20 protein-coding genes are annotated in these 18975 nt (G+C 64.6%); 8 read left to right on the top strand and 12 right to left on the bottom strand.

Annotated elements, in window-relative coordinates; all coding sequences use genetic code 11:
* Positions 1 to 139 precede the first annotated feature (139 nt).
* The 6 genes from HT579_10145 (at position 140) to HT579_10120 (ending at position 8178) form a co-directional block, all read left to right on the top strand.
* A complete protein-coding gene (locus HT579_10145; GenBank protein ID QKS29238.1) occupies positions 140 to 2872 on the top strand; it encodes a pyruvate, phosphate dikinase in 2733 nt (910 codons plus the stop codon).
* Positions 2873 to 3051: 179 nt separating this feature from the next.
* Entirely contained in the window at positions 3052 to 4167 is a 1116-nt protein-coding gene (tgt, locus tag HT579_10140; protein ID QKS29237.1) for a tRNA guanosine(34) transglycosylase Tgt, read from the top strand.
* 52 nt (positions 4168 to 4219) lie between these two features.
* Entirely contained in the window at positions 4220 to 4546 is a 327-nt protein-coding gene (gene yajC, locus HT579_10135) for a preprotein translocase subunit YajC (protein QKS29236.1), read from the top strand.
* A gap of 60 nt (positions 4547 to 4606) precedes the next feature.
* Positions 4607 to 6484 (top strand): protein translocase subunit SecD, encoded by a 1878-nt coding sequence (gene secD / locus HT579_10130; protein ID QKS29235.1) that lies wholly within the window; start codon positions 4607 to 4609, stop codon positions 6482 to 6484.
* A gap of 12 nt (positions 6485 to 6496) precedes the next feature.
* The gene (gene secF, locus HT579_10125; protein ID QKS29234.1) at positions 6497 to 7441 is read left to right on the top strand and encodes a protein translocase subunit SecF; all 945 of its coding nucleotides are present in this window, start codon (positions 6497 to 6499) and stop codon (positions 7439 to 7441) included.
* 44 nt (positions 7442 to 7485) lie between these two features.
* The gene (locus HT579_10120; protein ID QKS29233.1) at positions 7486 to 8178 is read left to right on the top strand and encodes a cytochrome b/b6 domain-containing protein; all 693 of its coding nucleotides are present in this window, start codon (positions 7486 to 7488) and stop codon (positions 8176 to 8178) included.
* Between the two features lie 71 nt (positions 8179 to 8249).
* On the opposite strand, the gene HT579_10115 is transcribed toward HT579_10120, so the two are convergent.
* The 4 genes from HT579_10115 to purB form a co-directional block, all read right to left on the bottom strand.
* Complete coding sequence (locus tag HT579_10115) at positions 8250 to 8705, bottom strand: cytochrome c (protein QKS29232.1); 456 nt, start codon at positions 8703 to 8705, stop codon at positions 8250 to 8252.
* Positions 8706 to 8947: 242 nt separating this feature from the next.
* On the bottom strand, positions 8948 to 9268 hold the full coding sequence (locus HT579_10110; GenBank protein ID QKS29231.1) for a DUF2322 family protein: 321 nt from the start codon (positions 9266 to 9268) through the stop codon (positions 8948 to 8950).
* A 3-nt stretch (positions 9269 to 9271) separates the two neighbouring features.
* Positions 9272 to 9601, bottom strand: a complete 330-nt coding sequence (locus tag HT579_10105) for a hypothetical protein (GenBank protein QKS29230.1) — start codon at positions 9599 to 9601, stop codon at positions 9272 to 9274.
* Positions 9601 to 10968: an adenylosuccinate lyase gene (purB, locus tag HT579_10100; protein QKS29229.1), complete on the bottom strand. Its 1368-nt coding sequence runs from the start codon at positions 10966 to 10968 to the stop codon at positions 9601 to 9603. Before purB ends, HT579_10105 begins: the two co-directional genes overlap by 1 nt.
* A 124-nt stretch (positions 10969 to 11092) precedes the next feature.
* Between purB and HT579_10095 the strand changes: the two genes are divergently transcribed.
* Entirely contained in the window at positions 11093 to 11701 is a 609-nt protein-coding gene (locus tag HT579_10095) for a glutathione S-transferase (protein QKS29228.1), read from the top strand.
* A gap of 121 nt (positions 11702 to 11822) precedes the next feature.
* Here the strand turns inward: HT579_10095 and motB are convergent, their stop codons facing one another.
* Both motB and motA read right to left on the bottom strand, forming a co-directional pair.
* On the bottom strand, positions 11823 to 12779 hold the full coding sequence (motB, locus tag HT579_10090; GenBank protein QKS29227.1) for a flagellar motor protein MotB: 957 nt from the start codon (positions 12777 to 12779) through the stop codon (positions 11823 to 11825).
* Between the two features lie 32 nt (positions 12780 to 12811).
* The gene (gene motA, locus HT579_10085) at positions 12812 to 13669 is read right to left on the bottom strand and encodes a flagellar motor stator protein MotA (GenBank protein ID QKS29226.1); all 858 of its coding nucleotides are present in this window, start codon (positions 13667 to 13669) and stop codon (positions 12812 to 12814) included.
* Positions 13670 to 13915: 246 nt separating this feature from the next.
* On the opposite strand from motA, the gene HT579_10080 reads away from it, so the two are divergent.
* On the top strand, positions 13916 to 14461 hold the full coding sequence (locus HT579_10080) for an NUDIX hydrolase (GenBank protein ID QKS29225.1): 546 nt from the start codon (positions 13916 to 13918) through the stop codon (positions 14459 to 14461).
* Here the strand turns inward: HT579_10080 and HT579_10075 are convergent.
* The 6 genes from HT579_10075 to HT579_10050 form a co-directional block, all read right to left on the bottom strand.
* Entirely contained in the window at positions 14458 to 14883 is a 426-nt protein-coding gene (locus HT579_10075) for an energy transducer TonB (GenBank protein ID QKS29224.1), read from the bottom strand. The genes HT579_10080 and HT579_10075 overlap by 4 nt on opposite strands.
* 584 nt (positions 14884 to 15467) lie before the next feature.
* On the bottom strand, positions 15468 to 15608 hold the full coding sequence (locus tag HT579_10070; GenBank protein ID QKS29223.1) for a DUF3149 domain-containing protein: 141 nt from the start codon (positions 15606 to 15608) through the stop codon (positions 15468 to 15470).
* A 15-nt stretch (positions 15609 to 15623) separates the two neighbouring features.
* Positions 15624 to 16163 (bottom strand): FixH family protein, encoded by a 540-nt coding sequence (locus HT579_10065; GenBank protein ID QKS29222.1) that lies wholly within the window; start codon positions 16161 to 16163, stop codon positions 15624 to 15626.
* Positions 16160 to 17575, bottom strand: a complete 1416-nt coding sequence (ccoG, locus tag HT579_10060; GenBank protein QKS29221.1) for a cytochrome c oxidase accessory protein CcoG — start codon at positions 17573 to 17575, stop codon at positions 16160 to 16162. Before ccoG ends, HT579_10065 begins: the two co-directional genes overlap by 4 nt.
* Before the next feature lie 299 nt (positions 17576 to 17874).
* On the bottom strand, positions 17875 to 18780 hold the full coding sequence (gene ccoP / locus HT579_10055; GenBank protein QKS29220.1) for a cytochrome-c oxidase, cbb3-type subunit III: 906 nt from the start codon (positions 18778 to 18780) through the stop codon (positions 17875 to 17877).
* Complete coding sequence (locus HT579_10050; GenBank protein ID QKS29219.1) at positions 18777 to 18971, bottom strand: cbb3-type cytochrome c oxidase subunit 3; 195 nt, start codon at positions 18969 to 18971, stop codon at positions 18777 to 18779. Before HT579_10050 ends, ccoP begins: the two co-directional genes overlap by 4 nt.
* Positions 18972 to 18975 lie beyond the last annotated feature (4 nt).

Here is an 18975-nt window from a genome sequence, read left to right as displayed (position 1 = left end):
GGCGCCCCTGACCGGCAGCATCGGCAGCGGCGCAGCAACACCGTGATCCGGCGCAGGCGCCCGGATCACCGACTCTCGGGGCACTGCGAACGTGCCGTTCGAAGTGCCCTTTTCTTCTTTCCTCACGAGTGGGGTTTTTATGACGACTGCAAGCAAGAACGTATACGTATTCGGTTCCGCGCGAACCGACGGCGACGCCAAGATGAAGAATCTGCTCGGCGGCAAGGGCGCCAACCTGGCTGAGATGTGCCGCCTGGGAATCGCCGTCCCGCCCGGATTCACGATCAGCACCGAGGTGTGCACGGTATATACCGAACAGGGTCAGGATGCGGTCCTGAAGCTGATCGATGCCGAGGTCCGCGCCGGCGTCGCCTATGTCGAGCAGGAGATGGGCAAGAAGTTCGGTGATGCGGCGGACCCGCTTCTGCTGTCGGTACGTTCGGGCTCGCGCGCCTCGATGCCGGGAATGATGGACACCATCCTCAACCTCGGGCTCAACGACGAGGCGGTCGAAGGCCTGGCCCGGAAGGCGAAGAATGAGCGCTTTGCCTGGGACTCGTATCGCCGCTTCATCCAGATGTACGGCGACGTCGTCATGGGCCTCAAGCCGGTTTCGAAAGAGGATCACGATCCGTTCGAAGTCGTTATCGACATGGTCAAGGAAAAGAAGGGGGTCCAGCTCGATACCGACCTCGACACCGAGGATCTGAAGGAACTCGTGACGCGCTTCAAGGGGCTGATTCGCGCGCGCGTCGGCCGCGAATTCCCGAGCGATCCGTGGGAACAGCTCTGGGGATCGGTGATGGCCGTCTTCCAGAGCTGGAACAATGACCGCGCGAAGGTATACCGCGAACTGAACGATATCCCGGACACCTGGGGAACGGCGGTCAACGTGCAGGCGATGGTCTTCGGAAACCTCGGCGACAACAGCGGCACCGGTGTCGCGTTCACTCGCGACGCGAGCACCGGCGAGGACCTCTTCAACGGCGAGTTCCTGATCAATGCCCAGGGCGAGGACGTCGTCGCCGGCATCCGGACGCCGCAACAGGTGACGCTCGAGGGCTCGCGCCGCTGGGCGCAACTGGCCATGGTCAGCGAAGACGAACGGCGGGCGCGCTTCCCATCGCTCGAGGAGTTGATGCCGGACATCTACCAGCAGCTCCTGCAGGCAGAGACCAAGCTCGAGCGGCACTATGCCGACATGCAGGACGTCGAGTTCACCATCCAGGAGGGCCGCCTGTGGATGCTGCAGACGCGAAACGGCAAGCGGACTGGCGCAGCGATGGTGCGCATCGCCATGGAAATGCTGCGGCAGGGCATCATCGACGAGAAGGAAGCGCTGCGCCGGGTCAACCCCGAGCGACTGAACGAGCTGCTGCACCCGGTCTTCGACCCGCAGGCGATCCGCAAGGCGCGCGTCATCGCGCATGGCCTGCCGGCTTCGCCCGGTGCGGCGACCGGCCAGATCGTCTTCTTTGCCGATGAGGCCGAAGACTGGGTGCGCAAGGGCAAGACCGTCATCCTCGTGCGCCAGGAAACCTCACCGGAAGACCTGCGCGGCATGAGTGTCGCCAAGGGCATCCTCACCGCCCGCGGCGGCATGACCTCGCACGCGGCGGTGGTCGCACGCGGCATGGGCAAGTGCTGTGTTTCCGGCGCCGGGGCGGTGCACGTCGACTACCATGCGCGCACCATGTCGGTCGGCGGCGAGACTTGGAAGGAAGGCGAGTGGCTGTCACTCGACGGTTCGACCGGCGACGTCTTCCTCGGCCAGGTGCCGACCAAGGAAGCCGAGCTGACCGGTGACTTCGGTACCCTGATGGAACTGGCCGACCGCCATCGGCGGCTTGGGGTGCGTGCCAATGCCGATACGCCGGAAGATGCCAAGGTGGCACGCAACTTCGGTGCCAAGGGCATCGGGCTGTGCCGGACGGAACACATGTTCTTCGAGGGCGACCGCATCAAGGCGGTGCGCGAGATGATCCTCGCCGAAGACGAGACGGGTCGCCGCAAGGCGCTGGCGAAACTGCTGCCGATGCAGCGCGGCGACTTCGAGGGCCTGTTCCGCGAGATGAACGGTCTGGCGGTCACCATCCGTCTGCTCGATCCGCCGTTGCACGAGTTCGTTCCGCACGACGAGGAGAACCAGCGCGTGATGGCGCACGAGATGAACTTGCCGCTGGCGGTGATCAAGATGCGGGTCGACGATCTGCACGAGTTCAACCCGATGATGGGTCATCGCGGTTGTCGTCTCGGCATCACCTACCCGGAAATCACCGAGATGCAGACGCGCGCCATCCTCGAGGCCGGCCTCAACATGAAGGCCAAGGGAATCGAGGTCAAGGCGGAAATCATGATTCCGCTGGTCGGCACGGTGCGTGAATTCAACGCGCAGGCGAAGGTGATCCGGGCAACGGCGGCAGCCGTCTTCGCCGAGCGCGGCGAGAAGCTCGACTACCTGCTGGGCACCATGATCGAGACGCCGCGTGCCGCGCTGATCGCCGACAGCATCGGCCATCAGGCGGAGTTCTTCTCCTTCGGCACCAACGACCTGACGCAGATGACCATGGGCTTCTCGCGCGACGATGCCGGCAAGTTCCTGCCGAGCTACCTCAAGAATGGCATGTACGAGAGCGATCCCTTCCAGTCGATCGACCAGAAGGGAGTCGGCCTGCTGGTCCGGATGGCGGTCGAGAAGGGCCGTTCGGTCCGCCCGGGAATCAAGCTCGGCGTCTGCGGCGAGCACGGCGGTGATCCGGCCTCGGTCGATTTCTTCCATCGCGTCGGCCTCGACTACGTCAGCTGCTCGCCGTTCCGTGTGCCGATCGCCCGTCTGGCAGCAGCCCAGGCAGCGATCGACAATCCCGCCTGAGGCGCCACTGCGTGCCCTGCTGCCCGCCTGGTCGGGCAGCAGGCCGTGTCGCCCGACCGGTCACCGCCGGTCGGGCTTTTCGTTTCCGCCGGCACCCCGGGGCGCCGGCGACGCTGCCGACCGTTACCGTGATGCAGCCATGCTGGCCGGCGGTGCGGCCTTGATCACCTCCAACGCCAATGAGATTCGAGCTCCTTGCCAGCGACGGCGCAGCACGCCGCGGTCGTCTCCACCTCCGCCACGGCACCGTCGACACACCCGCCTTCATGCCGGTAGGCACCTATGGCACGGTGAAGGCGATGAGCCCGCGTGACCTGCTGGCCACCGGCAGCCAGATCTGTCTCGGCAACACCTTCCATCTCTGGCTGCGTCCGGGCCTCGAAGTGATCGCGGCGCATTCCGGACTGCACCGGTTCATGTCCTGGGAACGGCCGATCCTCACCGACTCGGGCGGCTTTCAGGTGTTCTCGCTCGGCGCCCTGCGCCGCATCACCGAGGAGGGCGTGCGCTTCCAGTCGCCGGTCAACGGCGACCGCCTCTTCCTGACGCCCGAGGAATCGATGCGCATCCAGCACGTGCTCGACTCGGACATCGTCATGATCCTCGACGAATGCACGCCGTACCCTGCCAGCCGCGCCGAGGCTGCCAGCTCGATGCGCCTGTCGCTGCGCTGGGCCAGCCGCTCGCGCGCGACTCACGACCGGCTGCAGAACCGCAACGCCCTGTTCGGTATCGTCCAGGGTGGCATGCACGAAGACCTGCGCGACGAATCACTCGCCGGGCTGCTGGAAATCGGCTTCGACGGCTTCGCCATCGGCGGTCTCTCGGTCGGCGAGCCGAAGGACGACATGGCGCGCATCCTCGCGCACACCGCACCACGGCTGCCGCTGCAGCAGCCGCGCTATCTGATGGGCGTCGGCACGCCGGAGGACCTCGTCGCTGCCGTCGCGGCGGGGATCGACATGTTCGACTGCGTGTTGCCGACACGCAACGCGCGCAACGGTCACCTGTTCACCCGCCACGGCGACGTCCGCATCCGCAACGCGCGCCACCGCAACGACCTGCGGCCCGTCGACGCGAGCTGCACCTGCTACACCTGCCAGAATTTCTCGCGCGCCTATCTGCATCACCTCAACCGCAGCGGCGAGATCCTGGGCGCGCAACTGGCGACGATGCACAACCTCCACTACTATCAGGACCTGATGCGCGACCTGCGGCAGGCGATCGGCTCCGGCACGCTGCAGACCATGATGGCGTCTTTCCATCTGGCGCGTGCGCAGCACGGCGAAGGCTAGTGGTACAATCGCCGGCTCAATTCCAACGCCTCTGTCTTGACAGGAGAACGATGTGCTGATCAGCACCGCCCATGCCCAACAGGCTGCCTCTTCCGACCCGACCGGCGGCTTCATGCAGTTGCTGCCGATCATTCTGATGTTCGTCGTCCTCTATTTCCTGATGATCCGGCCACAAATGAAACGCGCCAAGGAACACAAGGCGCTGGTCGAAGCACTCGCCAAGGGCGATGAAGTCATCGCCGGTGGTGGCATCGCCGGCCGCATCACCAAGGTCGGCGAGCAGTTCGTCAGTCTCGAAGTGGCCGAAGGCGTCGAGATCCAGGTACAGAAGCCGGCCGTGCAGTTGGTTCTGCCCAAGGGCTCGCTGAAGGCGCTCTAACCAGCCCGCCCGTTGCCTGCCCTGCGGGCAGCCGGCGCACACAACTGACGGCAAGCATTCATGAATCGTTATCCGCTCTGGAAGTACGTCATCGTCGGCCTCGCACTGCTCTTCGGCCTGATCTACACACTGCCGAACTTTTTCGGCGAATCGCCGGCCGTGCAGGTTTCCAGCGCCAAGGCGACGATCAAGATCGACGACCGGGCCCGTGAGCGTGTCGCCAGCGCCTTGCAAGCCGCCGCCATCGCCGACAGCGGCATCTTCCTCGACAGCAACGGCGTCAAGGTGCGGCTGGCAACGACCGACCAGCAACTGCAGGCGAAGGACGTACTGGAAAGGCAGTTCAACCCGGACCCGTCTGACCCGCAGTACGTCGTCGCACTCAACCTGCTGTCGAGTTCGCCGCAGTGGCTGACCCGACTGCGCGCGCTGCCGATGTATCTCGGCCTCGACCTGCGCGGCGGCGTGCACTTCCTGCTGCAGGTGGACATGAAGGGCGCCGTCACCAAGCGCCTCGATGCCCTCGGCGGTGACCTGCGCAGCCTCCTGCGCGACAAGAACATCCGCCATGCGGGCATCAGTCGCGAAGGCGAGCGGATGGTGATCCGCTTCCGCGACGGCGAGACGCGCAACAAGGCGCGCATCGCCATCGAGGACAACCAGTCCGAACTGCTCCTCGCCGACCAGGGCGAAGGCGACGATCTGCGTCTGGTCGGTACGCTGAGGCCGGAAGCGATCAAGCGGATCCAGGAATTCGCGATCAAGCAGAACATGACGACGCTGCACAACCGGATCAACGAGCTCGGCGTCGCCGAACCGGTGATCGCGCAGCAGGGGGCCGACCGGATCGTCGTCCAGTTGCCGGGAGTCCAGGACACGGCCAAGGCGAAGGACATTCTCGGCCGCACGGCGACGCTGGAAATCCGCATGGTCGAGGAGACGCCGGGCGCGATCGACGCCGCCCTCGCCGGGCAGGTGCCCTTCGGCACCGAGCTCTACGTCGAACGTGGCGGCATGCCGCTGCTGGTGAAGAAGCAGGTCGTGCTGACCGGTGACCGGCTGACCGACGCACAGCCCGGATTCGACAATCAGACGACCGAGCCGGCGGTGCACCTGACGCTCGACTCCGCCGGCGCGCGCATCTTCAAGGACGTCACGCGCGACAACGTCGGCAAGCGCATGGCGATCGTGCTCATCGAGAAGGGCAAAGGGGAAGTGATCACGGCACCGGTGATCCGGGCCGAGATCGCCGGCGGACGTGTCCAGATTTCTGGCCGCATGAGCACCGTCGAGGCCAACGACACGGCCCTGCTGCTGCGCGCAGGATCACTCGCTGCACCGATGGAGATCATCGAGGAACGGACCATCGGCCCCAGCCTCGGCGCCGAAAACATCAGCAAGGGCTTCCATTCGACGATGTGGGGCTTCGCCGCGATCGCCGTCTTCATGATCTCCTACTACATGCTCTTCGGACTGGTGTCGGTCCTCGCGTTGGCGGCCAACCTGCTCTTTCTCGTCGCCCTCCTCTCGCTGCTGCAGGCCACCCTGACGCTGCCGGGAATCGCCGCCATCGCGCTGACGCTGGGCATGGCGATCGACGCCAACGTCCTGATCAACGAGCGCATCCGCGAGGAACTGCGCAATGGCTCGACACCCCAGGCGGCGATTCACTCCGGTTACGAGCGGGCGTTCGGCACCATCCTCGACTCCAACATCACTACCCTGATCGCCGGCGTCGCTCTGCTGATCTTCGGTTCCGGACCGGTTCGCGGCTTCGCCGTCGTGCACTGTCTCGGCATCCTGACCTCGCTGTTTTCCGCCGTTGTCGTCTCGCGCGCGATGATCAACCTGATTTACGGCCGCCGCCGCAAGCTCGAGTCGCTGGCCATCGGCCAGGTCTGGAAGCCGACCGATACCGGCGCCGCGACAGCCAGATAAGGAAACGGAAAGATGGAATTCTTCCGCATCAGAAGAGACATCCCGTTCATGCGCCATGCGGTCGCGTTCAACGTCATCTCGCTGCTGACGTTTCTGCTGGCGGTCTTCTTCCTTTTCAGTCGCGGACTGCACCTGTCGGTCGAGTTCACCGGCGGCACGCTGATCGAGATCAACTACGCGCAGGCGGCGGATCTCGAGAAGGTTCGCGAGGGGCTCGGCAAGGCCGGCTACAGCGACTTCTCGGTACAGAACTTCGGCTCCAGCCGCGATGTCCTGATCCGCCTGCCACTCAAGGCGGAGCAGAACACCGCCCGGATCGGCGAATCGGTGATGCAGGCCCTGACTGCCGACGCCCCTGGTGCCAGCCTGCGGCGGGTCGAGTTCGTTGGCCCGCAGGTGGGCAGGGAACTGGCGGAAAACGGTGCGCTGGCGCTGCTGCTGGTGATCGTCGGCATCGTGCTCTATCTCGCCTTCCGCTTCGAGTGGCGTTTCTCGGTCTCGGCGATCATCGCCAACCTGCACGATGTGATCATCATCCTTGGCTTTTTCGCTTTCTTCCAGTGGGAGTTCTCCCTCTCCGTCCTGGCCGCCGTGCTGGCCGTCCTCGGCTATTCGGTCAACGAGTCGGTGGTCGTCTTCGACCGCGTGCGCGAGACCTTCAAGAAGACGCGCGGCCTGACGACCCCGCAGGTGCTCGATCACGCGATCACCAGCACGATTTCGCGCACCATCATCACGCATGGTTCGACGCAGATGATGGTCCTGTCGATGCTCATCTTCGGTGGCGAGACGCTCTACTATTTCTCGCTGGCCCTGACCATCGGCATCTGCTTCGGCATCTACTCGTCCGTCCTCGTCGCCAGCCCGCTGGTGATGTGGCTTGGGGTGTCGCGCGAACAGTTCGTCACGCCAAAACGGCAGATCGAAGGCGCCAACGAGGAAGGTGCAGTCGTCTGACAGGCATATCCGGAACCGCTTCTGGTACGGCACGAGGACTAGACATGAGCACGCAGCGCATCCGCCTCTGGGATCTGCCCACCCGGGTCTTCCACTGGGCTCTGGTGCTGCTCGTAGTTGCCTCCTTCGTCAGCGGCAAGATCGGCGGCAACGCGATGGTCTGGCACGGCCGCTTCGGTCTCGCCATCCTCGGGCTGTTGAGCTTTCGCCTGCTGTGGGGAGTGATCGGCTCGACCTACGCCCGTTTTCTCACCTTCCTGCCGACACCCGCCGCGGTCGTCACCTACCTGCGCGGCCAGTGGCGCGGACTCGGACACAATCCGCTCGGCGCGCTCTCCGTTTACGGCCTGCTCGGGCTCCTTGCCTTCCAGGTCGGCAGCGGTCTCTTCGCCAATGACGACATCGCCTTCCGCGGCCCGCTGTATGCCCTGGTCAGCAGCGGACTCAGCGAGCGCCTCACCGGCTGGCACAAGCTGTCGGTCAACCTGCTGCTGCTGCTGGTGATGCTGCACCTGGCGGCGATCGCCTTCTATGCGCACGTCAAGAAGGAGAACCTGGTCGGAGCGATGCTGACCGGCTGGAAGGAGGTCGCCGACGACCAAGGGCCGCCGGCAACGGGTGGCGGTCCGCTGGCGTTCATCGTCGCGCTGGCGTTTGCCGTCGCCGCCGTCTACGCCGGCAGCGGCGCGTGGCTGCCGCCGCCAGCCGCAGCACCAGTCTCTGCCCCCGCCTGGTAGGCGGCGGGCGGCAGACGGAACGCGCGCTGCCGGCCGCGACTGGGCGACCGACGGCGACGCGCGGACAGCAATCAATCCTTGCGGTACTTGTCGTGGCAGGCCTTGCAGCTCTCGCCGGTCTTGCCGAACTGCACCTTCACCGCCGCCGCGTCGCCCGTGGCAGCCACCTTCTGCAACTCGTTGGCTTCCTTGATGTACGCCATCGCCAGTTCCTTGACCTTGTCCTGTTCCTTGAAGAACTCCGGCTTGACGCGCGTCTTCTCGCTGCCGGCGTCCTTGTCGGTACCCGCTCCAAACAGTGCCCCCATGCCGGAATTGGCCGTCGCGGCCACCACATTGGCGGCAGCAACCACCTGCTCCTTGTTGTAGGTGCCCTCGAGATTGGCCTTGATCTTGCCCATGTTCCACGCCATGAAGCTGTAACCGGCCTTTCGGTACTTGATCATCTCTTCCGGTTTCAGTGCCTGCTGCGCGAAGACAGCCCCGGCACAGGTGGTCAGCAAGAGCGCTACGACAACTTTCTTCATTCCTTCTCTCCGCTATGGTTGATAAGAAAGCTTACGGGAAGCCCCGGAAAGCGTTGCTCCCATGTACTGGCCCGGTCGATCGCCACGCTGCCGCTGGGCGAGACCCTCGCCACAGCGAAACATCCCCGGCGGTCGGCCGCGGCAGGCGGACGTCGCCAGCCGCGGGGGATTGTGCCACATTGCGCGGCATCGGGTCTGTAACCGCAGTCACGTGGACAGCCCGAACGGCCCGCCGAGATGATTCAGAGCGCGAAGACGTGCTTCGTACGCAGGGTCCGCTGCTCGCTGACGAGCAGAAGCAGACGATCGATGTTGGGATGCCTGCCGGGATTGGCCCGCGCCTCATCGACGTGTTCGGCAAAGAGTTCCAGGCCCTTGGCCGCCGCCTCGGGAGTGATCGCGCCATAGGTCTGCGCCAGGTGATTGTAGACCGCCAGCGCACCCTGACTTCCCGCCCGGTTCTCGATGCTCGCGGCCAACTCGCCCGCCGCATCCAGCAGGCGGATCGCCTGCAGATGCGATATCCCCGGCAACTTGCGCAGATTCTCGGCAAAGGTGGGCACGGTTTACCGTCGCCAGTTGACGATCATGCCGATGATGACCCCCGCTGCGGCACAGCCGAAGGTCGTCATCAGCACCGGTGTCCAGGTCGTCTGCTCGGGGCCGACGTACGACGACCAGGCGGCGCTCGCCAGCCCGCCGGTCAGGAAACCGAACAGCCAGCCCAGCATGGCGCCGCGCATCAGCGCGCCACGCCGGCCGTCCGCACCGCAGCAGTACGGGCAATACGGCGAGCCAACGGGCACCAGCTGCGAGCAACTCGGGCAGGCGATCATCGCCGGTGCCGGTTCGCCACTCGGGTCCGCCGTCGCCGGCAAACGCTGATCGGCACCCATCAGATTCTCCTCGCGAGCTCAGCCGCCAGACCGGTGTAGGTCCACGGCGTCATGCTCATCAGTTCGGCCGTGACCGCCTCGGGCAGCCCCAGCGATTCGACGAAAGAGCGCATCTCGGCGCGTGAAACCCGCTTGCCACGCGTCAGCTCCTTCAGTTTCTCATAGGGATTCGCGACGCCATGGCGCCGCATGACGGTCTGTATCGGTTCGGCCAGCAGTTCCCAATTGGCATCGAGATCCGCTTGCATGCGTTCGCCATCGGCTTCCAGCTTGCCCAGGCCGCGCAGCAGCGAGTCGTAGGCGAGCAGCGTGTACCCGAGCGCCACGCCCATGTTGCGCAGGACCGTCGAATCGCTGAGGTCGCGTTGCCAGCGTGAGATCGGCAACTTGTCTGCGAGATGGCGCAGGAGCGCATTCGCCAGGCCGAGGTTGCCCTCCGAATTCTCGAAGTCGATCGGGTTGACCTTGTGTGGCATCGTTGACGAACCGATCTCGCCGACCTTGAGCTTTTGTCGGAAGAAACCCAGCGAGATGTAGCCCCAGATGTCGCGGTTGAGATCGATGAGGATCAGGTTGGCACGCGCGAAGGCATCGAACAGTTCCGCCATCGAGTCATGCGGTTCGATCTGGATGGTGTAGGGATTGAACTCGAGCCCGAGCGATTCGACGAAGCGGCGGGCAAAGCTCTCCCAGTCGTGGTCCGGGTACGCAGCCAGATGCGCGTTGTAGTTGCCGACCGCACCATTCATCTTGCCCAGCAGACGGACGCCGGCGATCGCCGAGCGCGCGCGCCGCAGACGAAAGGCGACGTTCGCCATTTCCTTGCCGAGCGTCGTCGGGGTAGCCGGTTGCCCATGCGTACGCGACATCATCGGCAGATCGGCAAACGCATGCGCCAGTTCCCGTAGACGCTCGACGATGCCGTCCAGCATCGGCAGCATGGTGTCGGCTCGCGCGCCCTGCAACATCAGCGCATGCGCCAGGTTGTTGATGTCCTCCGACGTGCAGGCAAAATGGATGAACCCGGCGACGCGCATGACCTCGGCGTCGTCCGCCAGTCGCTTGCGGATCCAGTACTCCAGTGCCTTGACGTCGTGATTGGTGACCGCCTCGATCTCCTTGACCTCAGCCGCCGCAGCGGGACCGAAGTCGGCCACCAGGGCATCGAGCCGGCACAGCGTAGCGGCCGAGAAGGGCGGTACCTCGCGCAGATGCGGATCGGCAGCGAGCGCCTGCAGCCAAGCCACCTCGACCTGCAGGCGGCGCCTGATGAGCCCGCATTCCGAAAACTGCGGGCGCAGCGGATCCAGCTTGCCGGCGTAGCGGCCGTCGAGAGGAGAAAGCGCAGTGAGCGGTGAAGGCAGCATGCAGGGTGGTCCTTGAAGGGTCGATGGCACGGCCCCGTATTCTACCCGTCCCAGACCTGCAGCCGATACCGGGATGCGTGCCCAATGCTATAATCGCGCGCAGTTTTCTACCATCGGGAATCAGATGAAGCTCATCGGATCACTAACCAGTCCGTACGTCCGCAAGACGCGGGTCGTCCTGGCCGAGAAGAAGATCGATTACGACTTCGAGATCGACTCGCCATGGGCGCCGGAAAACGAGGTGACCAACGTCAATCCGCTGGGCAAAATCCCGGTGCTGGTCCTCGACGACAACACCGCGCTGTTTGATTCGCGAGTCATCGTCGAGTACCTCGACAACTCCGCGCCCAACAACAAGCTGATGCCCGCGCCAAACCGCGAACGTTCCGAGGTGAAGCGCTGGGAGGCGCTCGCCGACGGGATCTGTGACGCCGCGGCTCTGATCTTTCTCGAGAGGAAGCGCCAGGCAGCCCAGCAGAGCCCGGACTGGATCGCTCGCCAGCAGGCCAAGATCATCAGCAGTCTCGGCTACATGTCGAGCGAGCTTGGCGACAGTAGCTGGTGCATGGGCACGCACTTCTCGCTCGCCGACGTCGCCAGTGGCTGTGCGCTCGGCTACCTCGTTTTCCGCTTTCCGGAGATCGACTGGCGTGGCAAGCACCCCAATCTCGCTCGCCTGTATGAGAAGCTCATGCTGCGCCCGGCGTTCATCGAAACCGTCCCGCAGGGCTGAGGCTCCGGTACGGCGAGAGCGCGAGGCCTTTGCTGCCTCGGCGAGTCGTCTCGGCAGTCACTCAGCGATCGCCCTCGCGAGGTCATGCGCCGCAGCTGGCGGGTAGGCTTCTGCGCGAGGCTCATTTCCCCGGAGCCGCCGGCGCGGCGACGGCAGCCGGATCCAGTCCCTGTGCCCCGACTTCAACCGCGTCCACCTTGCCGTCTTCCTGCAGCAACGCCTCTTCCGCCTTCCGGTTCAGCACGACGATGCTGATGCGGCGATTGATCGAACTCAGCGGGTCGTTGCGATCGAAGAGGACCGTCGACGCCAGACCGACGACCCGCAGGACCTTGTGCTCGTCCATGCCGCCGGCGATCAGTTCGCGCCGCGACGCGTTCGCCCGGTTCGCGGACAGCTCCCAGTTCGAGAACCCCTTGTCGCCACCGCCAAACTGCGCCGCGTCGGTATGGCCGGAAAGGCTCAGCTTGTTGGGCACTGCGTTCAGCGCCTTGCCGATCTCGCGCAGGATCACCCGTGTATGGGGCTTCAGCTCGGCGCTGCTGGTATCGAACATCGGCCGGTTCTGCTCGTCGACGATCTGAATGCGCAGCCCCTCGCTGGTCACGTCCACCAACAGCTGGTTCTTGAACTGCCGGAGCGCGGGGTTGCTTTCGATCAGTTTCTCGATGTTCTGCTTCAGTTCGCCGAGCATCAGTTTCTCGCGCTCCTCGAATTCCCTGCGCACCTGCTCGGCGTTGGTTTCCTTCAGGTTGACGGTCCTATTCTTGGCGTCGATGTCACCACCCTTGACCTGGCCCGCCGTGCGCGTCAGATCCTTGCCGCCACCCTTGAGCACGCTCGAACTGTCGCCCGTTCCCGACCCGCCCTGCGACGCGATCTTGAGCGGGTTCTGGAAGTAGTCGGCAATGCCCTTGAGATCGCCGCTGGCGGTCGATCCCAGCAGCCACATCAGGAGGAAAAAGGCCATCATCGCCGTCACGAAGTCGGCATAGGCAATCTTCCAGGCACCGCCATGGTGGCCGCCGGCAACCTTCCTGATGCGCTTGACGACTATCGGGCGCAGATCATCGCTCATTCATTCTCCCCAATCGGTCGCCAGAGCAGGGCTTACTTGCCCTTGCGGTTCTTGAGTTCCTCTTCCAGCTCGCGGAAACTCGGGCGGACATCGGCGGCCAGGGCCTTGCGTCCGAACTCGACGGCCACCTGCGGCGCATAACCCGACATCGACGCCAGCAGGACGACCTTGATCACCTGGTAGATCTTCGAGCCCTCGCGCGCCTTCTGCTCGAGCAGGCTGGCGACCGGCGAAACGAAGCCGTAGGCGATGAGGATGCCGAGGAAGGTTCCGACCAGCGCACCGCCGATCATCTTCCCGAGGACGGCTGGCGGCTCGCCCACCGACCCCATGACGTTGACCACCCCCATCACGGCGACGACGATACCGAAGGCGGGCACCGCATCGCCCACCTTCGACATCACGTGACCAGGGGTCTCGACCTCGTGGTGGTGCGTTTCGATCTCGATGTCCATCAGGCTCTCGATCTCGATTGCGTTGAGGTTGCCGCCGACCATCATCCGCAGATAATCCGTAATGAATTCGATCACATGGTGGTCGCCGGCCAGCGCCGGGTACTTGCTGAAGATCGGGCTTGCCTCCGGATTCTCGACATCGCTCTCGATCGACATCAGCCCCTCCTTGCGGACCTTCGCCAGCACCTCGAAGAGCATCGCCAGCAGGTCAATGTAGAGCACGCGGGAATAGCGCGAGCCCTTGAACAGGCTCGGTAGCGCACCGATCGTCGCCTTGATGATCTTGATGTCGTTGGATGCAACGAAGCCGCCAATCGTCAGGCCGACGATCGCCACATACTCGAGTGGAACCCACAATGCGGCCAGGCTACCGTGAACCGCATAGGTTCCCAGCGCCGAAGCCAGAATGATGACATAGCCAACAATCAGAAACATCCGCCCCCCTTTCATGGCGCGCCCATACGGCCTGGCTGCTCGAACCCGACCATGATCGCGCATTGTAGCCACATTGAGCCGCATCGGCATCGGCCAATCGTCCTTAAGTTCGGGCAGGACCGCGGCGTTCCGGCCGCGTTCGGGCTGTCTCCAGGCCGCAGCGGCAGAAGACCCTGCCCCGCCCCCTGACGGACAAATGGTTTACACTTGCCGCGTCCGCAGTCAGCTCCCGAGGCAAGCAGGGGAATGAAATTTTGCAGCGCATGTGGCGCAACGGTCGAATTGGCGATCCCGGCGGGTGACAGCCTGCCGCGGCACGTCTGCCCGCAATGCGGAACGATTCATTACCAGAATCCGAAACTGGTGGTCGGCTGCATCGCCGAGTGGCACGACCGGATCCTGCTCTGCCGGCGCTCGATCGAGCCACGTTACGGACTGTGGACCCTGCCAGCCGGGTTCATGGAGAACGGCGAGTCAACGGCGCAGGCGGCGATCCGGGAAACGCTTGAGGAAGCCTGTGCACGGGTCGAGATCGAGCAACTTTTCTCGCTCGTCAATGTGCCGCACATCAACCAGGTGCACCTCTTCTATCGCGCCCGCCTGCTCGACATCGGCTTCGCCGCCGGCCTCGAGACACTCGAGACGCAACTGTTTGCCGAGGACTGCGTGCCTTGGCAATCGCTTGCCTTCCAGACTGTCGCCCTGTGCCTGCAGGCGTACTTTGCGGATCGGCGCAGGGGCCGATTCGGGCTGCACGAGGACTGCATCGAACGCCGCGGCAAGCAAGCCTAGCGGGTATCGTCCAGCGTGAACTCGATCGGCAACAGGATGCGGAAGTCGCGCCCCTTGAGCCCCGCAGGCAGAGCCGTGTCCGCAGAAGCCTGCTCGAGCATCGCCACCGCCTGCTGATCGAGAGCGGCGTGCCCGCTCGAACGAACTAGCGACAATTGTGGACGTGACTGCCAAGCGCTGACACTGACCGCCACCTCGACACGCCCCTCCCAGCCGCGCTCGCGCGCCAGCGCAGGGTAGCGCTTGAAGCGGCGCGAGGCAATCGCCAGATTGACCCGATACTGCCGCAGATCATCGGCACTGATCGCCGGGTCCGGAGTCGCCGCCCGCGAACCGGAGTCTGCCGCGACCACTTCGCGCGCCGCCGATCCGCCCTCCACGGTCGTCGTCGCACTGCCTGCCGGCAAGGCGCCGGCAGGCACCGATCGTGCCGGCCCAGGCTGTGCCAGCCGAGGATCGCGCGACGACGAGGCTGACTGCGCGCGCACTGCTCGGGTTGCCGGCGTGCGCGGCGCTGCAGGCGTGGCTGCCATGGACGGCTCGCGCGCTCCCGGGCCGGATGCCGGAAAATCCGGCCCGGCCCCAATTTCTGCAGCAACTTCGGTAGACACAGACGGCCGGTCAACGAGCTTGGCGACGACCGGACCGGCTGCCGTCACGAGCGGCCGCTGCGGTAGATGATGGGCCGGCGTCAGCAGGCCTGCGTGCGCCAGGAGCGAAGCCAGCAGCGCCAGCAGGAGCCGCCGGCGCGACGATTCAGCCATGACTCATCGCGCCAGCTCGCAGAGCCGTACTCACGTCGGCGCCCCCGCAGCCACGGTGTGCGGGCCGCTGCCGCTCGGCCCGCAGCCGCTGGCGTTGCCGGCGGCCCGCCGCTGGTCGCGGTTTCGGTGCGGCGCCGCCGGCAGACGGCGGCGACAAGTCGCGGCAGACCCGCGTTGCCAGCCGCGTGTACGTCTCGACCCGGCACCCCGCCAAGCGGCGTCGATCGCCGCAGCGTGCCCCTCTACTTGCCGAACCGCGCTTGGTCCTCACGCATCTTCGTGCTGAAAAAGCGCGCGAACCAGACTCCCATGCCGATCACGAAGACGATGACGAACAGACTGAACAGACCATAATCCGTCGACAACAGCAGATCCCAAGCCATCTCCAAGTTCCTCTCTCATTTGCCTTGCACCACGGGCTTCGGCGGGCGCCGAGCCCACAATTTCAACACCCCCTCGGGCTCCGCGACCCAGTCACCGATCAGACGCCACTCCTGCCCCTCGTCTTCGAGGATGATGTGCCACCGCCCCTGCAGCGGCCGCAGTGTGCCACCGTAGACCGACCCGCCCTCGGAGCGCAGCAACAGCTTCTGGTCGAACCCCGGACGCGTCGGATGCGCGACGCGCATGATCAGCGACTCGGGGAGGCGGACGCCCTCATTGGCCTGCAGAAGGGCGCGAATCCGCTCACCGTTGCCACCGAGGACCAACTCGGCGACGATCCCGAGGTCGGCGGCGCGCTGATCACGCGCCGTTCGCTGATTGATCCCCAGCCCCTCCTTGTAGTAGTCATCGACGACCAGGCCATCGTTGCTGACCACTGCCAGGTAGGCAGTGACCAGACCCGCAACGACGACGATCAACGGTCCGAGCATCAGCAGCCATGGCCAGGGTTCCCGATACCACGGCGTTGCCGGCAAGTGGGCAGGCTTGCTCATGGCAGGTAGAAACTCGTCTTCTCGCGCACGGCGATCTCAGGATCGTTCTCGGCGCGAATGTCGAAGTGGACAACGTTCGAACCCTTCTTGCCGACGCCCGGGTCCACGCGCGCCGCCAGCAGGAAGGTCTTCGACGACGCTGCGGGCACCTCGACGCTGCGGTCGCCGACGATTTCGACCCCCTCCAGCCCGCTGACACTGACGACGAAACGGTGCGCGGATTCGCCGGTGTTCGAAATGTGCAGGCTGAACACGTTCTCTATGCGCCCGTCGTCCGCCTCGCGCGACAGCGTCGAACGGTCGCGCAGCACGTCAACCTTCAGCGGCACCCGATGCGCCAGACTCCATACGGTCGCCAGGATGATTGCCAGCAGGATGCTCGTGTACAGCAGGGTGCGTGGCCGCAGCAGGTGCGCCGCCATCTGCCGCGGTGAATAATGCTGCGCCAAGGCGTTTTCGGTCGAGTAGCGGATCAGGCCGCGCGGCGAGCCCACCTTGTCCATCACCTGATCACAGGCATCGATGCAGGCGGCGCAGGCGATGCACTCGAGCTGCAGTCCGTTGCGGATGTCGATACCGGTCGGACATACCTGCACGCAGATGCTGCAGTCCACGCAGTCGCCAAGCGGTGCCGATTTCGCCGCCGCAGCCTTGCGGCGCGCACCCCGCGGCTCCCCGCGCTCGGGGTCGTAGCTGATGATCAGCGTGTCGGGGTCGAACATCACGCCCTGGAAGCGCGCATACGGGCACATGTACTTGCAGACCTGCTCACGCAGGAAGCCGGCCATCATGTAGAGGAAGGCGGCATAGAAGAAGATCCAGAAAGCCTCCCACGGCCCGAGGGCGAAGGATGCGATGGCGGGCAGCAACTCCTTGATCGGCGTGAAGTAGCCGACGAAGGTGATGCCGGTCCACAGTGCGACGAGCAGCCACAGGGCGTGCTTGACGAACTTGAGGCGGAACTTGCGCGCGTTCATCGGCTGCGCGTCGAGCTTCATTCGTGCCGGCCGCTCGCCCTCGATCCTGCGCTCGATCCACATCAGGATCTCCGTATACACTGTCTGCGGGCAGGCGTAGCCGCAGAAGAGGCGACCGCCGACGGCGGTGACGAGAAACAGTCCATAAGCGGAGATGACCAGCAGGACCGCCAGGTAGATCACATCCTGCGGCCAGAAGACCATGCCGAAGATGTAGAAACGACGCTCCTCGATGTGGAACAGCACCGCCTGTCGGCCACCCCAATCGAGCCAGCAAAGCCCGTAGAACAGCGCCTGCGTCAGGAAGACCATCGCCCAGCGCCAGTTGTTGAACAGGCCCGTGGTGCTGCGCGCATAGACGGTCCGGTGCTTCTCGTACAGCCCGTCCACGTTGATGGGAATTGCCTTGGCCTTGCTCGCGACCGCCTGGTCCATGATCTCAGCTCCGATCCATTTGAGAATTACACCAAAATCTAATATTAGCTTCTGGCTCGAGAGCGAACTTGATCTGAATCAGCCGCGGCTGCATCGTGAACCAGCCGGCGGCGCGGGCAACGCGCGCCGCCGGCCGGTCCCCGCAATCGCCCCGCAAATGGCGAACGCGGGCTGCGCTCGCCGAGGCAGTTGTGGTCAACGAGGCGCATCGGGAAGGTTCCCCGCCGCTGCATCTGGCGTGTGGCCCCGGCACGGGGAGAACAACGGAGCGGGCGACCCGCTCCGTTCGTGAGGGACGATTACTTGCCGCCTGCGGCCGGGCCGAGGCTAAGGACGTAGGCTGCCAGGACATGTACCTTCTCGTCACCGAGAAACTCCTTCCACGCCGGCATCTGGTTGTTGCGGCCCTTGGTGATGGTCTCGATGATCGTCGCCTCGGAACTGCCATACAGCCAGACCTTGTCAGTCAGGTTGGGTGCGCCGAGGGCCTGCATGCCCTTGGCATCGGGGCCGTGGCAGCCCGCGCAGCCCGCACTGTTGAACGCCTCCTGTCCCTTGCCGGCACGCACCGAATCGGCGGGCAGACCCGACAGCGAACGGACGTAGTTCGCCAGGTCCTTGATCGTCTCGGCGCCAAGCTGGGTATGCGGCGGCATCACGCCGTTGCGCCCGATGGCGATCGTCTCGACGATCTGGGCAGGTTCACCGCCCCACTGCCAGTCAGCGTCCGTCAGATTCGGGAAGCCCTTCGATCCCTTGGCATCCGCACCGTGACACTGGACGCAATAGGTCAGGTACAGCCGCTTGCCCGTCTCCATCGCGACGTTGTCGCCCGCCAGCGCCCTGAGATCCGTCTGCATGTACTTCGTGTAGAGCGGTCTGGTCTGCTCGGCGACCCTGGCTTTCTCCTTCTCCAACTGTCCGACCGACGACCAACCAAGAATCCCCGGGAAGCTGCCCAGCGTCGGATAGAGTGCGCTGTAGACCAGAGCGAAGACCACCGTGATGTAGAACAGCCACATCCACCACTTCGGCAGCGGGTGGTTGTACTCCTCGAGGTTCTCGTCCCAGACGTGACCGGTCGTGTCGAGCTTCGCCGGTGGCGGTGTACTCTGCACCCAAAGCAGCACGGCGCAGGCAATGATGCTCCCCAGTACGAGCAGAATGACATACCAGTTCCAAAACTGATTCACAAAATCGTTCATGATGCTTTCCTTTGTCCGTTGCGATCCTGGCCAAGTTCGGCCCGATCCGCTTCCTCATCGGTGAATGGCAGCATCGCTGCTTCTTCGAAGCGCTTCTTGTTGCCCTTGACGCCGTACGCCCACCAGACGATCCCGAGGAAGGTCAGCAGGGAAACGACGGTGACGATGGACCGCAGATCGTTGATGTCCATGCGC

Source organism: Candidatus Accumulibacter similis (genome assembly GCA_013347225.1).
Classification (GTDB): Bacteria; Pseudomonadota; Gammaproteobacteria; order Burkholderiales; family Rhodocyclaceae; genus Accumulibacter; species Accumulibacter similis.
Note: the sequence above shows the minus strand (reverse complement) of the source record. Positions and strands in the feature narration are given on the sequence as shown.

Coding starts and splice junctions, on each gene's coding strand:
- secD (QKS29235.1), top strand. CDS start 4,607: ATGAATCGTTATCCGCTCTGGAAGTACGTCATCGTCGGCCTCGCACTG.
- motB (QKS29227.1), bottom strand. CDS start 12,779: ATGAGCGATGATCTGCGCCCGATAGTCGTCAAGCGCATCAGGAAGGTT.
- HT579_10145 (QKS29238.1), top strand. CDS start 140: ATGACGACTGCAAGCAAGAACGTATACGTATTCGGTTCCGCGCGAACC.
- tgt (QKS29237.1), top strand. CDS start 3,052: ATGAGATTCGAGCTCCTTGCCAGCGACGGCGCAGCACGCCGCGGTCGT.
- HT579_10095 (QKS29228.1), top strand. CDS start 11,093: ATGAAGCTCATCGGATCACTAACCAGTCCGTACGTCCGCAAGACGCGG.
- ccoG (QKS29221.1), bottom strand. CDS start 17,575: ATGGACCAGGCGGTCGCGAGCAAGGCCAAGGCAATTCCCATCAACGTG.
- secF (QKS29234.1), top strand. CDS start 6,497: ATGGAATTCTTCCGCATCAGAAGAGACATCCCGTTCATGCGCCATGCG.
- HT579_10120 (QKS29233.1), top strand. CDS start 7,486: ATGAGCACGCAGCGCATCCGCCTCTGGGATCTGCCCACCCGGGTCTTC.
- HT579_10050 (QKS29219.1), bottom strand. CDS start 18,971: ATGGACATCAACGATCTGCGGTCCATCGTCACCGTCGTTTCCCTGCTG.
- motA (QKS29226.1), bottom strand. CDS start 13,669: ATGTTTCTGATTGTTGGCTATGTCATCATTCTGGCTTCGGCGCTGGGA.
- ccoP (QKS29220.1), bottom strand. CDS start 18,780: ATGAACGATTTTGTGAATCAGTTTTGGAACTGGTATGTCATTCTGCTC.
- HT579_10065 (QKS29222.1), bottom strand. CDS start 16,163: ATGAGCAAGCCTGCCCACTTGCCGGCAACGCCGTGGTATCGGGAACCC.
- HT579_10080 (QKS29225.1), top strand. CDS start 13,916: ATGAAATTTTGCAGCGCATGTGGCGCAACGGTCGAATTGGCGATCCCG.
- HT579_10115 (QKS29232.1), bottom strand. CDS start 8,705: ATGAAGAAAGTTGTCGTAGCGCTCTTGCTGACCACCTGTGCCGGGGCT.
- HT579_10105 (QKS29230.1), bottom strand. CDS start 9,601: ATGGGTGCCGATCAGCGTTTGCCGGCGACGGCGGACCCGAGTGGCGAA.
- HT579_10070 (QKS29223.1), bottom strand. CDS start 15,608: ATGGCTTGGGATCTGCTGTTGTCGACGGATTATGGTCTGTTCAGTCTG.
- purB (QKS29229.1), bottom strand. CDS start 10,968: ATGCTGCCTTCACCGCTCACTGCGCTTTCTCCTCTCGACGGCCGCTAC.